Here is a 13,138-nt window from a genome sequence, read left to right on the forward strand (position 1 = left end):
AGCGGGGGCCGCGGCGCAATGCCGGGCCCCCGCCTGGCGATCGGAAGACTTACGCCTTCTTGTTGATCAGTGCGTCGATCTCGCTGTCGGCCTTCTTGGTGGCGTCGGCGACGGACGTGCCCTTGAGGATCTTCAGGAGCATGTTCTCCAGAATCTCCTCCTTCTCGATGGAGGCCCAGCCCGGAGCGATCGGCGTGAACCAGGCGTCCGGCACCGCGTTGGCGATGGCGGCCGTCTCGGGCTTGGCCTTCAGCGGCTCAAGCTGCTTCTCGTTGTTCGGGAGGATGTTCTTCGACGCGAGGACGTCCATGGACTTCGCGTTGGTGAAGAGGGAGATCCACTCCTCGCCGAGGTCCTGGACCTTGGACTTGGAGATGGTGGCGAGGTCGGAGCCGCCGATGAAGGACGGGAGCGCCTTGCCGTTCGGGCCGGGCATACCGGCCGTGGCGATCTTGCCCTCGAGCTTCGGGTTGCCGTTCTCGCCCGTGGTGACGCCGCCGGCCTCCCACGCCTGGCCGTAGATGACCGCGGCCTTCTCGTTGGCCATGACGTTGGCGTGGTCCTGCTCGTCCTTCGTCTGGTCGGCCTTGTTGTACTTCTTGACCAGGTCGACGAAGTGCTGGATGCCCTTCTGCGCCTCGGGGGTGGAGAGGCTGGCCTTCCACTCCTTCGAGCCCTCGTCGTACTTGGCGATCTGGCCGCCCTCGGCCGCGACGTAGGACATGGCGGCGTACCAGTAACGGCCCGGGTAGTACAGGGACGAGGCGCGCTTGTCCTTCTTCGCGAGCTCGGCCTGGACCTTGTCCATCGCCTTGAGGAAGTCGTCCTCGTTCTGCGGGAGGACGTCGCTGCCGGTACCGGCCTTCAGCATGTCCTTGTTGTAGACCGCCAGGCGGGCACTGGCGTAGTAAGGAACGCAGTAGATCTTGCCCTCGTAGGAGCAGGTGTCCTTCAGACCCTTGATCCAGGTGTCCGAGTTCTCGTACTTCGAGGTGTCGATCTCGCCGAGCGCGCCGTTGAGGATGTACTGCATGGTCTCGGTGTTGCCGAGTTCGACAACGTCCGGGAACTTGTCGCCACCGAGGGAGGTGTCGAGCTTCTTGACCTTGTCAGCCCAGCCCTGGTACTGGATCTTGACGTTGACGTTCGGGTACTTCTTCTTGAACTGGGCGTTGACGTCCTTGACCAGTTCGGGCCAGGTCGACTGGGCCTCGCCCATGAGCCAGACAGTCAGGTCTTCCTTGCGGTCCTTCGGGTCCTTCGAGGACGTCTTGTCGTCCGAACCACACGCCGCGATGGAAACCAACATGCCCGCGACGCCGATCGCCGCGATGAGCTTGCGCTTCACGCCACCCTCCTCAGGGATGCTGCAACCCCTCCCCCACCGCGCGAAAACGTCGACGAGTACCTCTGGGGCTGAGACCTGGTCTTTAATGGTTTAGACCAGTACCGGGAGCTTGGCCTAGACCTTTAGGGGTGTCAAGGGTGTATAAGAAGTGCACTCGCGTCCGTTATAGGACCGACACCTGAGGGAGGGCGACGAGCCGTGACCGGACCGTGCCACCATGTGAGCCGCGACAGACGGAGGAGCCGGTGACGGCAGCAACGCAGCAGTCGGGAAGGCGGGCCATGGGTGCCGACGGGGGCAGTTCGGAGAACGAGACGGGCGCGGGCGCCGGGACGCGCACCGCGCGCGTACCCAAGTACTACCGGCTGAAGCGACATCTCCTCGACATGACGGACACCATGCCGCCGGGCACCCCCGTCCCCCCGGAACGGACCCTGGCAGCCGAGTTCGACACCTCGCGCACCACCGTGCGCCAGGCGCTCCAGGAACTGGTGGTCGAGGGCCGGCTCGAACGCATCCAGGGCAAGGGCACGTTCGTCGCCAAGCCGAAGGTCTCCCAGGCCCTGCAACTCACCTCGTACACCGAGGACATGCGCGCCCAGGGGCTCGAACCGACCTCGCAGCTCCTGGACATCGGCTACGTCACCGCGGACGACACCCTCGCCGGACTGCTCGACATCAGCGCCGGCGGCCGGGTCCTGCGCATCGAGCGCCTGCGCCTGGCGAGCGGCGAGCCGATGGCCATCGAGACCACGCACCTCTCGGCCAAGCGCTTTCCCGCGCTGCGCCGTTCACTGGTCAAGTACACCTCGCTCTACACCGCGCTCTCCGAGGTGTACGACGTCCGGCTGGCGGAGGCCGAGGAGACCATCGAGACCTCCCTCGCCACCCCGCGCGAGGCCGGGCTGCTCGGCACCGATGTGGGCCTGCCGATGCTGATGCTCTCCCGGCACTCGCTGGACGAGCAGGGCGAACCGGTGGAGTGGGTGCGCTCGGTCTACCGCGGCGACCGCTACAAGTTCGTGGCCCGCCTGAAGCGGCCGCTGGACTGACCCTCGTACGGACTGACCCGTCGTACGCATGTGCTCCTCGAACGGCCCCCGGACCCGCCCCCGGGGGCCGTTCGGCGTTCCCGGGGCGCGAGTTGGTCCGGACCAAGCCTCGGACGTTTGCCGCCATTGGGGCCATCCACCCGTCCCCTGACGACCGTTGCCGGACCGCAATGCGGACGGGGGGTGACGGTGGCCGGGACCCTCGCCTAGATTTCCTGCGCATTACAGGTGATCAGCGAGGGGACGGAGTCGCCGCCATGGCGGAAGAACCAGAAGGAAAGCCACCGACGGTCACACCGTTGCGGGTGGTCATCGCCCTGTGCCTCGTCGCGCCGTTCGTGGCGATGCTCTGGGTGAGTTCGTACGCGAAGGTCGACCCGGCCTTCATCGGCATCCCGTTCTTCTACTGGTACCAGATGCTCTGGGTGCTGATCTCCACCGCGCTCACCATGATCGCGTACAAGCTGTGGCAGCGTGACCAGCGCGCCCGCAAGGGGGGTGTGTCGGCATGAAGGACGGCGTGAACGGCGTCGCGCTCGGCGTCTTCATCTTCTTCTTCCTGGCCGTCACGGTCATGGGCTTCCTGGCCGCCCGCTGGCGCAAGGCCGAGAACGAGGCCACGCTGGACGAATGGGGCCTGGGCGGACGGTCGTTCGGCACCTGGGTCACCTGGTTCCTGCTCGGCGGCGACCTCTACACCGCGTACACCTTCGTCGCCGTGCCCGCGGCGATCTACGCGGCGGGCGCGGCCGGCTTCTTCGCCGTGCCCTACACCATCCTGGTGTACCCGCTGATCTTCACCTTCCTGCCGCGCCTGTGGTCGGTCTCGCACAAGCACGGGTACGTCACCACCTCGGACTTCGTCCGCGGCCGGTTCGGCTCGAAGGGGCTGTCGCTGGCCGTCGCGGTCACCGGCATCCTCGCCACCATGCCGTACATCGCGCTCCAGCTCGTCGGCATCCAGGCGGTGCTGGACGTGATGGGCGTCGGCGGCGGCGAGAACACCAACTGGTTCGTCAAGGACCTGCCGCTGCTGATCGCGTTCGCGGTGCTCGCCGCGTACACCTACTCCTCGGGGCTGCGAGCGCCCGCGCTGATCGCGTTCGTCAAGGACGGGCTGATCTACCTGGTCATCGCCGTCGCGATCATCTACATCCCGATCAAGCTGGGCGGCTTCGACGACATCTTCGCCTCCGCCCAGGACAAGTTCACCAAAGCGGGCGCGGGCGGCCTCGCACCCGCCGCGGCCGGTCAGTGGGGGTACGCGACCCTGGCGCTCGGGTCCGCGCTGGCGCTGTTCATGTACCCGCACTCGATCACGGCGACGCTCTCCAGCCGCAGCCGTGAGGTGATCCGCCGCAACACCACGATCCTGCCGCTGTACTCGCTGATGCTGGGCCTGCTCGCGCTGCTCGGCTTCATGGCGATCGCCGCCGGCGTCAAGGTGGACAACGGCCAGCTGGCCATCCCGCAGCTGTTCGAGAACATGTTCCCCGACTGGTTCGCGGGGGTGGCGTTCGCCGCGATCGGCATCGGCGCCCTGGTGCCGGCCGCGATCATGTCGATCGCCGCGGCGAACCTGTTCACGCGCAACATCTACAAGGACTTCCTGAAGCCGGACGCGACGCCCGCGCAGGAGACCAAGGTCTCCAAGCTGGTCTCGCTGCTGGTCAAGGTCGGCGCGCTCGCCTTCGTCCTCACCATGGACAAGACCGTCGCGATCAACTTCCAGCTGCTGGGCGGGATCTGGATCCTCCAGACGATGCCGGCCCTGGTCGGCGGCCTGTTCACCCGGTGGTTCCACCGCTGGGCGCTGCTCGCCGGCTGGGCGGTCGGCATGATCTACGGTACGGCTGCCGCGTACGGGGTCGCGAGCCCGACGCAGAAGCACTTCGGCGGGTCCTCCAAGGAGATCCCGGGCCTCGGTGAGATCGGCTACATCGGCCTCACCGCGTTCGTGCTGAACGTCGTGGTCACCGTGGTCCTGACCTTCGTCCTGAACGCCGTGAAGGCGCCCGCGGGGATCGACGAGACCTCCCCGGGCGACTACACCGCGGACGCGGGCGACCCGGGCGTCAAGGAGAAGCTGCCGCCGGCCACCGCGGGAGCGCCGGGCGGTCACTGACCGCACACCTTTACGCCTCGCGACACAACATGTGGGGGCTGCCCGGCAGGGCGGCCCCCACATGTATGCTCATGCTCGCTGTCGCCGCAGGGGAATCCGGTGCGAATCCGGAACTGTCCCGCAACGGTGCAATCGGTGCGCTTTCGCGCACCCGTGGAGTCCGAGGACCTGCCGACGGCGCATCCGGCTCGACCGAACCGGATGCCCAGACGTCCGGGCCTCGTGGATGGGCCGGTGGACGCCGCACGGAGTGCCGCCCCACCCGGGCCCGCTCCTGCCCGGCTGCCCCCGCCCCCCGCCGGCCCAGAGCCGAGCGAGGGAGAGCACCACGTGACCATCGCGCCAGCCGATCCGGTTTCAGCACCGAAGACGGCCGCGTCCGCAGCCACCGGAACCGCGAGCGACGGCCCCGGCACCGCACTGCTGCGGACCCTGACCGACCTCACCGCCGACCTGCCCGACACCGACCCCGGCCGCGTCGCCGCCGCCGCACTGCGCGGCCGCAACGCCCGGTCGGACGAGGCGGAGCTGCGCTCGCTGGCCACCGAGGCCGCGGCGGGCCTCATCTCCGAGGACCCCGCCTACTCCCGCCTCGCCGCCCGGCTGCTCACCCGGACCATCGCGGACGAGGCCGCCGGGCAGGGCGCCACCGCGTTCTCCGCCTCGGTCGCCGTGGGCCACCGCGAGGGCCTGATCGCGGACCGGACCGCCGAGTTCGTCACGCTGCACGCCGCCGCCCTGGACGCCCTGGTCGAACGGTCCCTCGCGGACGGGGCGGACGACCGCTTCGGGTACTTCGGGCTGCGCACCCTGCACAGCCGCTACCTGCTGCGCCACCCGATCACCCGCCAGGTCATCGAGACCCCCCAGCACTTCATGCTCCGGGTCGCCGCCGGGCTCGCCGAGGACACCTCCGTGCGGGCACTGGACGAGGTCGCGGCGCTGTACGGGCTGATGAGCCGGCTGGACTACCTGCCGTCCTCGCCGACGCTCTTCAACTCCGGCACCCGCCACCCGCAGATGTCCTCCTGCTACCTGCTGGACTCGCCGCTGGACGAGCTGGACTCGATCTACGACCGCTACCACCAGGTGGCCCGCCTGTCGAAGCACGCGGGCGGCATCGGCCTCTCGTACTCCCGCATCCGCGCCCGGGGTTCGCTGATCCGGGGCACCAACGGGCACTCCAACGGCATCGTGCCGTTCCTCAAGACGCTGGACGCCTCCGTGGCCGCCGTGAACCAGGGCGGCCGGCGCAAGGGTGCCGCCGCGGTCTACCTGGAGACCTGGCACGCGGACATCGAGGAGTTCCTGGAGCTCCGCGACAACACGGGCGAGGACCAGCGGCGCACGCACAACCTGAACCTGGCGCACTGGATCCCGGACGAGTTCATGCGCCGCGTCGACGCGGACTCCACCTGGTCGCTGTTCTCCCCGGCGGACGTGCCCGAGCTGACCGACCTGTGGGGCGACGACTTCGACGCCGCGTACCGGGCGGCCGAGGCGAAGGGCCTGGCCCGCAAGTCCATGCCGGCCCGCGAGCTGTACGGCCGGATGATGCGGACCCTGGCGCAGACCGGGCAGGGCTGGATGACGTTCAAGGACGCCTCCAACCGCACGGCGAACCAGACCGCCGAGCCGGGCAGGGTCGTGCACTCCTCGAACCTGTGCACCGAGATCCTGGAGGTCACCGACGACGGCGAGACCGCCGTCTGCAACCTCGGCTCGGTCAACCTCGGCGCGTTCGTGGACGGCGGCTCGATCGACTGGGAGCGCCTGGACGCCACCGTGCGGACCGCGGTGACCTTCCTCGACCGGGTCGTGGACATCAACTTCTACCCGACCGAGCAGGCCGGCCGGTCCAACGCCCGCTGGCGGCCGGTGGGCCTGGGCGCGATGGGGCTCCAGGACGTCTTCTTCCGGCTGCGGCTGCCCTTCGACTCCCCCGAGGCCCGGGCGCTCTCCACGAAGATCGCCGAGCGCGTCATGCTCGCCGCGTACGAGGCGTCCTGCGACCTCGCGGAGAGGTCCGGTCCGCTGCCCGCCTGGTCCGAGACCCGGGCCGCGCGCGGGGTGCTGCACCCCGACCACTACGACGCGGAACTGAACTGGCCGGAGCGCTGGGACGCGCTGCGCGCCCGGATCGCGCAGACCGGGATGCGCAACTCGCTGCTCCTGGCGATCGCCCCGACCGCGACGATCGCCTCGATCGCGGGCGTCTACGAGTGCATCGAGCCCCAGGTCTCCAACCTCTTCAAGCGGGAGACCCTGAGCGGTGAGTTCCTCCAGGTCAACGGCTATCTGGTGGACGAGTTGAAGCGGCTCGGCGTGTGGGACGCGCGGACGCGTGAGGCGCTGCGCGAGTCGAACGGCTCGGTGCAGGGCTTCGCGTGGATTCCGGCGGACGTGCGGGCGCTGTACCGCACCGCGTGGGAGATCCCGCAGCGCGGCCTGATCGACATGGCGGCGGCCCGTACGCCGTTCCTCGACCAGAGCCAGTCGCTGAACCTGTTCCTGGAGACGCCGACGATCGGCAAGCTCTCCTCGATGTACGCGTACGCCTGGAAGCAGGGCCTGAAGACGACGTACTACCTGCGGTCGCGTCCGGCGACCCGGATCGCCCGTGCCGCGTCCGGGGCCGCGTCGGCCGCCGCCCCCATCCCCGTACAGCAGGCGCAGGCTCCCGACGCGGACGCCATCGCCTGCTCCCTGGAGAACCCCGAGTCCTGCGAGGCATGCCAGTAATGAGCACCACGACCACCGAGAAGAACCTGCTGGACCCGGGATTCGAGCTGACCCTCCGGCCGATGCGCTACCCGGACTTCTACGAGCGCTACCGGGACGCGATCAAGAACACCTGGCACGTCGAGGAGGTCGACCTCCACTCGGACGTGGCGGACCTCGCCAGGATGACGCCCGCCGAGCAGCACCTGATCGGGCGGCTCGTGGCGTTCTTCGCGACGGGTGACTCGATCGTCGCGAACAACCTGGTGCTGACGCTGTACAAGCACATCAACTCCCCCGAGGCGCGGCTGTACCTGTCGCGGCAGCTGTTCGAGGAGGCCGTGCACGTCCAGTTCTATCTGACGCTGCTCGACACCTATCTGCCCGACCCGGACGACCGCGCGGCGGCGTTCGCGGCGGTGAACAACATTCCGTCGATCCGCGAGAAGGCGCAGTTCTGCTTCACGTGGATGGACTCGGTGGAGAAGATCGACCGGCTGGAGTCGAAGTCCGACCGCCGTCGCTTCCTGCTGAACCTGATCTGCTTCGCGGCGTGCATCGAAGGGCTGTTCTTCTACGGCGCCTTCGCGTACGTGTACTGGTTCCGCTCGCGCGGGCTGCTGCACGGTCTCGCCACGGGGACCAACTGGGTCTTCCGCGACGAGACCATGCACATGAACTTCGCGTTCGAGGTGGTGGACACGGTCCGCAAGGAGGAGCCGGAGCTCTTCGACGACGCCCTCCAGCAGCAGGTCACCGACATGCTGAAGGAGGCTGTCGAGGCGGAGCTGCAGTTCGGCCGCGACCTGTGCGGCGACGGGCTGCCCGGCATGAACACCGAGTCGATGCGCGCGTACCTGGAGTGCGTCGCCGACCAGCGGCTCACCCGGCTGGGCTTCCCGGCGGTGTACGGATCGCAGAACCCGTTCTCGTTCATGGAGCTCCAGGGGGTCCAGGAGCTCACGAACTTCTTCGAGCGGCGCCCCTCGGCGTACCAGGTGGCCGTCGAGGGCACGGTCGGCTTCGACGACGACTTCTAGATCCTCGCCCAGCTCCTGACGTACGGACGCCGTGCGGCCGCCACCGGCCGCGCGGCGTCCGCCGTTCGCGGTGGACGGGTACCGCGGTCCTGTGCCGCTGCGCGCAGCTCGCGGTCGATGCGGCGCTCGCGGGCCATGCCGGCCAGCGCCGGCAGCAGGACGAGGGCGAAAAGAGCGGAAATGCCGAGGAAGTTCTGGAATGTGTTCATGCCTCTACTGTCCTCGTTCCGGAGGGACTGCGGCAGTGGCAGGACTGTCACACAGCATCGAATTACTGCCACACTGGTGCCATGCTGAACAACGTTGCCGCCCTCATGCTCGATGACGTCCACCCCTTCGAACTGGGTGTGCTCTGCGAGGTGTTCGGCCTCGACCGCAGCGACGAGGGCCTGCCGGTGCACGATTTCGCGGTGGTCTCCGGCGAGGGGCCGCAGCTGCGCACCCACGCCGGCTTCACGATCAACACCCCGTACGGCCTCGACCGGCTGGAGGAGGCCGACCTCGTCGCCGTACCGGCCGGCAGCCGCTTCGGGGAGCGCGAGTTCCCCGAGGAGGTCCTGACCGCCCTGCGCCGGGCCGTGGAGCGGGGCGCCCGGGTCCTCAGCGTCTGCTCGGGGGCGTACCTCCTGGGCGCGGCCGGACTGCTGGACGGCCGCCGCTGCACCACGCACTGGCGGCACGCCGACGACCTGGCCCGCCGCTTCCCCGAGGCCGCCGTCGAGCCGGACGTGCTGTACGTGGAGGACGGGCCGGTCACCACGTCGGCGGGGACGGCCGCGGGGATCGACGCCTGTCTGCACCTGGTCCGCCAGGCGTACGGCCCGGCCGCCGCCAACACCATCGCCCGGCGGATGGTGGTGCCGCCGCACCGGGACGGCGGCCAGGCGCAGTACATCCAGCGGCCGCTGCCGCGCACCCGGTGCGACACCGTGGGCGACACGCTGGCCTGGATGGAGCGCCACCTCGACCGCGAGATGACCGTCGAACAGCTCGCGGACCGGGCGCACATGTCGCCGCGCACCTTCGCCCGCCGCTTCCAGCAGGAGACCGGGACCACTCCGTACCGCTGGCTGCTGCGCCAGCGCGTCCTGCTGGCCCAGCATCTCCTGGAGACATCCGACGAAACCATCGACACCATCGCCGACCGGACCGGCTTCGGGACGGCGGCGGCGCTGCGCCATCAGTTCGTACGGGCACTGGACACCACGCCACAGGCGTACCGGCGTACCTTCCGGGGGCCTTCCGCCCTCACCGAGGCGGCCTGAGGCGAGCGGGGTACATCCGATCATTCGTCCAACCGATCGCACGACCTGTCCATGGACCGGGCTTTCGCGCGCGCGTCAGGGTCGATGCCATGAACATGCTGAAGGCAAGACGAAGGACCATCGGGGTCGTGGTGGCCGCGCTCGCCGCCGCCCTGCTCCCCTGGCAGACCGCCTCGGCCCAGGAGGCCCCGGCGACGGCTCCCCCGCCGGAGGTGCTGCCCACCCTGCGCCAGTGGCAGCCGGGCAGCGGGGAGTTCGTCCTCACCGGCCGGGCCCGGATCGTGCTGGACGGGGTGCGCGAGCGGCGTACGGCGGACGACGCGGCCCGGTTCGCCGCTGAGCTGGCGGGCAGGCAGCAGGTGTCCCGGGGCCGTCCGCGCGCCGGTGACATCGTGCTGCGCCAGGACGCCTCGCTGAAGGGCTCACTCGGGGCGGAGGGCTACCGGCTGGAGGTCGGCGACCGGGTCACGGTCACCGCGGCCACCTCGGCGGGCGTGTTCTACGGCTCGCGCACGGTGCTCCAACTCCTGAACGACGACGGGCGGGCCGCGCGCGGCGCGGCGACCGACGTGCCCGCGTACCGGGAGCGCGGGGTCGGGGTCTGCGCCTGCTACATCAACGTGTCGCTGCCCTGGTTCGAGCGGCTGATGAAGGACATGGCGTCCCAGAAGCTCAACCAGCTCTGGATCGAGGCGAAGGTCCGCAGCGACACCGACCCGGAGTCGGCGTTCTGGGGCTACTACACCAAGCCGCAGATCCGCGTCCTCGCCGCGATGGCGAAGAAGTACCACATCGACCTGGTCCCGGAGATCAACTCCCCCGGCCACATGGACCCCTACCTGGAGAAGCATCCCGAGCTCCAGCTCAAGGACAAGGACGGCGTGGCCTCTCCGCCCCGCCTGGACATCTCGCGGCCCGAGGCACTGACGTACTACACCTCACTGGTCGATGAGGCCCTGGACGTCTGGGGCACCGACACCTGGCACATGGGCGCCGACGAGTACATGCTCGGCTCCTCCTACCCGGACTATCCGCAGCTCCAGGCGGCGGCCGTCGCGAAGTTCGGCGCGTCGGCCACCCCGGACGACCTGTTCGCGGACTTCGTCAACCAGGTCAACGCCCATGTGAAGGAGCGGGGCCGTTCGCTGCGCATCTGGAACGACGGGCTGCTGGGCCGCAACACGCTCGTCCCGCTGGACCGTGACATCACCGTCGAGCACTGGCTCGGCGGCGGCGCCATCCAGCAGCCGTCCGCCCTGCTCGCCGAGGGCCGCCCGGTGATGAACTCCGCCTACGCGCTCTACCTGGTGCGCGGCGGCTACACCACCAAGACCCAGGAGCTGTACGAGAGCGACTGGACGCCCCTGCGCTTCGAGGGCGAGACGCTGCCCGCCACGGCGGCGAACCTGACCGGCGCGAAGATCAGCCTGTGGCCGGACAGCGCGGCGGCCGAGACCGAGAACGAGGTCGAGGCGAAGGTCTTCATGCCGCTGCGCTTCCTCGCCCAGGCCACCTGGGGCGGCCCGAAGCCCAGCCCGACGTACGCCGGTTTCGAGGCCATGGCCCGCCGCATCGGGCATGCCCCCGGCTGGACGGACGCCGACCGCGCCCCGCTGGCCGACGGCACCTACCGGCTGACATCCGGCGCGAAGGCGCTGGCCCCGGCCGCCGACTCCGGGGTGGCCCTGGTGAAGGGCACGAAGGCCGCCTGGACGCTCACCGCGACCGCCGACGGCTACTACACGGTCCGCTCGGCGGACGGGCTGTGCCTGGACGCGGTGCGCGGCAAGAAGTATCTGGGCGCCCCGCTGGAGGTGGGCGCCGAACTGTCGCTCGGGGCCTGCTCGGCGGGCGCGCGCACCCAGCGCTGGCAGCTGGACGCGGGCCACGGGACGTTCGTCCTGCGCAACGCGATCTCGCAGCTGCGGCTGACCGAGCGCTCATCGGACGGCGCGGCGGTGCAGACGACGGGCGGCACTCCGCTGCGCGCCGGGGCGTAACCACGCGGGTGGGGGCCCGCCGGTCACCGGCGGGCCCCCATGGCGCGGGTCAGATACCGCAGTTGGGCGCCGACCAGTAGTGGCTGGGGCCCTGGTTCACGTGGACGTGGTCGTTGTGGTCCGGGTAGCCCGGGCCGAGGATCCCGTTGAACCCGTGGTTGCGGGCCTCCTTGGCGAGGGTGCAGAACGCGATCCCGCCGAGGTCGGCCGCGTCACCATACAGATGGCGGCTGTTCGAGGCTCCGCCGACGGCACTGTTGCAGGACGTCGAGCGGAACCCGCTGTTGATGTTGATGGGCCGGTCGCCGAGCGCGTGGCGCAGCGCCTCCAGCCTCCACATGGTGCTCAGCGCGTTGGCCTTGGCCGTGGCCGCCGAGACCGCGCCCCCCGACCAGGTGCTGTTGCAGCGGTTCATCTCGGCGTACGTGAAGTGCACCGGGGTGCAGTCGTTGTCCTGGAGGGCGTAGAGCTTGGCCTGTGTGGCGGGGCCCGCGACGCCGTCGGCGGCCAGCCCGTAGGCGGCCTGGAAGCGCTTGACGGCGGCGGTGGTGGCGGGGCCGTACGAGCCGTCGATGGCCAGGACCGAGTTGTAGCCGGGGTAACCGGCGACCCGGATCTGGAGCTGCTTCACGTCGTTGCCGGTGGCGCCGGACTGCAGGGTACGGGTCCAGGTGTAGCAGCCGTCGGCGTGCGCGGTACCGGCGGTGACCACGGCACCGCCCAACGCAAAGGCCATGGTCATGACAAGGCTGAGCAGGAGTCGTGCGGAACGTCTGATCACGGGGGCTCCCTACCACGGTCGAAGGTGTGGTGCACGAGCCTGTCGGATGAGGCGGAGCACGTCAACTACGCGTGTAGAAACGGGTGTTGACGGAAAAACGAACGCGGCGCGGGACGGGCCCGCGCCGCGTTCGCCGCAAAGGATCAGTCGTTCGGGACGACCTCGTAGCGCGGGGTGTTCTCCGCCATCTGCCGCAGCGCGTCCTTGCGCTCGCGCTTGGAGAGCCGGTCGATGTACAGGTAGCCGTACAGGTGGTCCGTCTCGTGCTGGAGGCAGCGCGCGAAGTAGCCCGTGCCGCGCACCCGGACCGGATGGCCCTGCGCGTCCTGGCCGCGCACCACCGCGTAGTCCGGGCGGGCCAGCTTGGCGTACGCCGTCGGCACGGAGAGGCAGCCCTCGCCGGAGTCGTCCAGGACCCGCGCCTCGGGCGGCAGCTCCTCCAGGACCGGGTTGCAGATCGCGCCCACGTGCCGCACGCCCTCGTCGTCGGGGCAGTCGTAGACGAAGACCTTGAGGTCGACGCCGATCTGGTTGGCGGCGAGGCCGACGCCCTCCGCCGTGCGCTGGCTCGCGAACATGTCGTCGATCAGCGCGGCGAGCTCGTCGCCGAACTCCGTGACGTCCTTGCACTGCTTGTGCAGGACCGGGTTGCCCACGACCGTGATCGGACGGGAGGTACCGCGCTCGCGGTGTGCCGTCTCGCGCGCCTCACAGTCCTCGGTGTCGATGAGGAAGCCCTCCTCGTCGACGCTGACCTGCTCGTCCGTCTCCTGCTGCGCCATGTCCGCCGTACGCCTTCCTCAAAA

11 protein-coding genes and 1 riboswitch are annotated in these 13,138 nt (G+C 69.6%); of the genes, 7 read left to right on the forward strand and 4 right to left on the reverse strand.

The window, feature by feature from the left end; translation table 11 throughout:
- Positions 1–49: 49 nt before the first annotated feature.
- On the reverse strand, positions 50–1,348 hold the full coding sequence (locus OG867_RS09105) for a sugar ABC transporter substrate-binding protein (RefSeq protein WP_328902244.1): 1,299 nt from the start codon (positions 1,346–1,348) through the stop codon (positions 50–52).
- Positions 1,349–1,629: 281 nt separating this feature from the next.
- On the opposite strand from OG867_RS09105, the gene OG867_RS09110 reads away from it, so the two are divergent.
- From OG867_RS09110 to OG867_RS09130, 5 genes are all read left to right on the forward strand, one after another.
- Entirely contained in the window at positions 1,630–2,400 is a 771-nt protein-coding gene (locus tag OG867_RS09110; protein ID WP_018105573.1) for a GntR family transcriptional regulator, read from the forward strand.
- A 257-nt stretch (positions 2,401–2,657) separates the two neighbouring features.
- Complete coding sequence (locus OG867_RS09115; RefSeq protein ID WP_328902243.1) at positions 2,658–2,912, forward strand: DUF3311 domain-containing protein; 255 nt, start codon at positions 2,658–2,660, stop codon at positions 2,910–2,912.
- Positions 2,909–4,525, forward strand: coding sequence for a monocarboxylate uptake permease MctP (gene mctP / locus OG867_RS09120; protein WP_406284176.1), 1,617 nt, complete (start codon positions 2,909–2,911; stop codon positions 4,523–4,525). The genes OG867_RS09115 and mctP overlap by 4 nt, the downstream gene beginning before the upstream one ends.
- Positions 4,526–4,583: 58 nt before the next feature.
- A riboswitch (cobalamin riboswitch) is annotated at positions 4,584–4,716 on the forward strand.
- A 139-nt stretch (positions 4,717–4,855) separates the two neighbouring features.
- A complete protein-coding gene (locus OG867_RS09125) occupies positions 4,856–7,267 on the forward strand; it encodes a ribonucleoside-diphosphate reductase subunit alpha (protein WP_406284178.1) in 2,412 nt (803 codons plus the stop codon).
- The gene (locus tag OG867_RS09130) at positions 7,267–8,286 is read left to right on the forward strand and encodes a ribonucleotide-diphosphate reductase subunit beta (RefSeq protein WP_328902240.1); all 1,020 of its coding nucleotides are present in this window, start codon (positions 7,267–7,269) and stop codon (positions 8,284–8,286) included. The genes OG867_RS09125 and OG867_RS09130 overlap by 1 nt, the downstream gene beginning before the upstream one ends.
- On the opposite strand, the gene OG867_RS09135 is transcribed toward OG867_RS09130, so the two are convergent.
- The gene (locus OG867_RS09135) at positions 8,283–8,495 is read right to left on the reverse strand and encodes a hypothetical protein (protein WP_406284181.1); all 213 of its coding nucleotides are present in this window, start codon (positions 8,493–8,495) and stop codon (positions 8,283–8,285) included. The two genes, OG867_RS09130 and OG867_RS09135, sit on opposite strands and share 4 nt — an antisense overlap.
- Before the next feature lie 81 nt (positions 8,496–8,576).
- On the opposite strand from OG867_RS09135, the gene OG867_RS09140 reads away from it, so the two are divergent.
- Positions 8,577–9,551 (forward strand): helix-turn-helix domain-containing protein, encoded by a 975-nt coding sequence (locus tag OG867_RS09140; protein WP_328902238.1) that lies wholly within the window; start codon positions 8,577–8,579, stop codon positions 9,549–9,551.
- An 89-nt stretch (positions 9,552–9,640) separates the two neighbouring features.
- Positions 9,641–11,551 carry a family 20 glycosylhydrolase gene (locus tag OG867_RS09145; RefSeq protein ID WP_406284183.1) on the forward strand — a complete coding sequence of 637 codons (1,911 nt, stop codon included), beginning with the start codon at positions 9,641–9,643 and terminating at the stop codon, positions 11,549–11,551.
- Positions 11,552–11,600: 49 nt separating this feature from the next.
- On the opposite strand, the gene OG867_RS09150 is transcribed toward OG867_RS09145, so the two are convergent.
- Both OG867_RS09150 and def read right to left on the reverse strand, forming a co-directional pair.
- Positions 11,601–12,332 carry a D-Ala-D-Ala carboxypeptidase family metallohydrolase gene (locus tag OG867_RS09150; protein ID WP_406284185.1) on the reverse strand — a complete coding sequence of 244 codons (732 nt, stop codon included), beginning with the start codon at positions 12,330–12,332 and terminating at the stop codon, positions 11,601–11,603.
- Between the two features lie 143 nt (positions 12,333–12,475).
- The gene (gene def, locus OG867_RS09155) at positions 12,476–13,114 is read right to left on the reverse strand and encodes a peptide deformylase (RefSeq protein WP_406284187.1); all 639 of its coding nucleotides are present in this window, start codon (positions 13,112–13,114) and stop codon (positions 12,476–12,478) included.
- Between the last annotated feature and the right edge of the window lie 24 nt (positions 13,115–13,138).

It is taken from the genome of Streptomyces sp. NBC_00209 (assembly GCF_045206345.1).
Lineage (GTDB): Bacteria > Actinomycetota > Actinomycetes > Streptomycetales > Streptomycetaceae > Streptomyces.

Excerpts from the sequence above, each read along its gene's own strand:
- OG867_RS09110 (WP_018105573.1), top strand. The coding sequence starts at position 1,630 with ATGGGTGCCGACGGGGGCAGTTCGGAGAACGAGACGGGCGCGGGCGCC.
- OG867_RS09115 (WP_328902243.1), top strand. The coding sequence starts at position 2,658 with ATGGCGGAAGAACCAGAAGGAAAGCCACCGACGGTCACACCGTTGCGG.
- mctP (WP_406284176.1), top strand. The coding sequence starts at position 2,909 with ATGAAGGACGGCGTGAACGGCGTCGCGCTCGGCGTCTTCATCTTCTTC.
- OG867_RS09130 (WP_328902240.1), top strand. The coding sequence starts at position 7,267 with ATGAGCACCACGACCACCGAGAAGAACCTGCTGGACCCGGGATTCGAG.
- OG867_RS09135 (WP_406284181.1), bottom strand. The coding sequence starts at position 8,495 with ATGAACACATTCCAGAACTTCCTCGGCATTTCCGCTCTTTTCGCCCTC.
- OG867_RS09140 (WP_328902238.1), top strand. The coding sequence starts at position 8,577 with ATGCTGAACAACGTTGCCGCCCTCATGCTCGATGACGTCCACCCCTTC.
- OG867_RS09145 (WP_406284183.1), top strand. The coding sequence starts at position 9,641 with ATGAACATGCTGAAGGCAAGACGAAGGACCATCGGGGTCGTGGTGGCC.
- def (WP_406284187.1), bottom strand. The coding sequence starts at position 13,114 with ATGGCGCAGCAGGAGACGGACGAGCAGGTCAGCGTCGACGAGGAGGGC.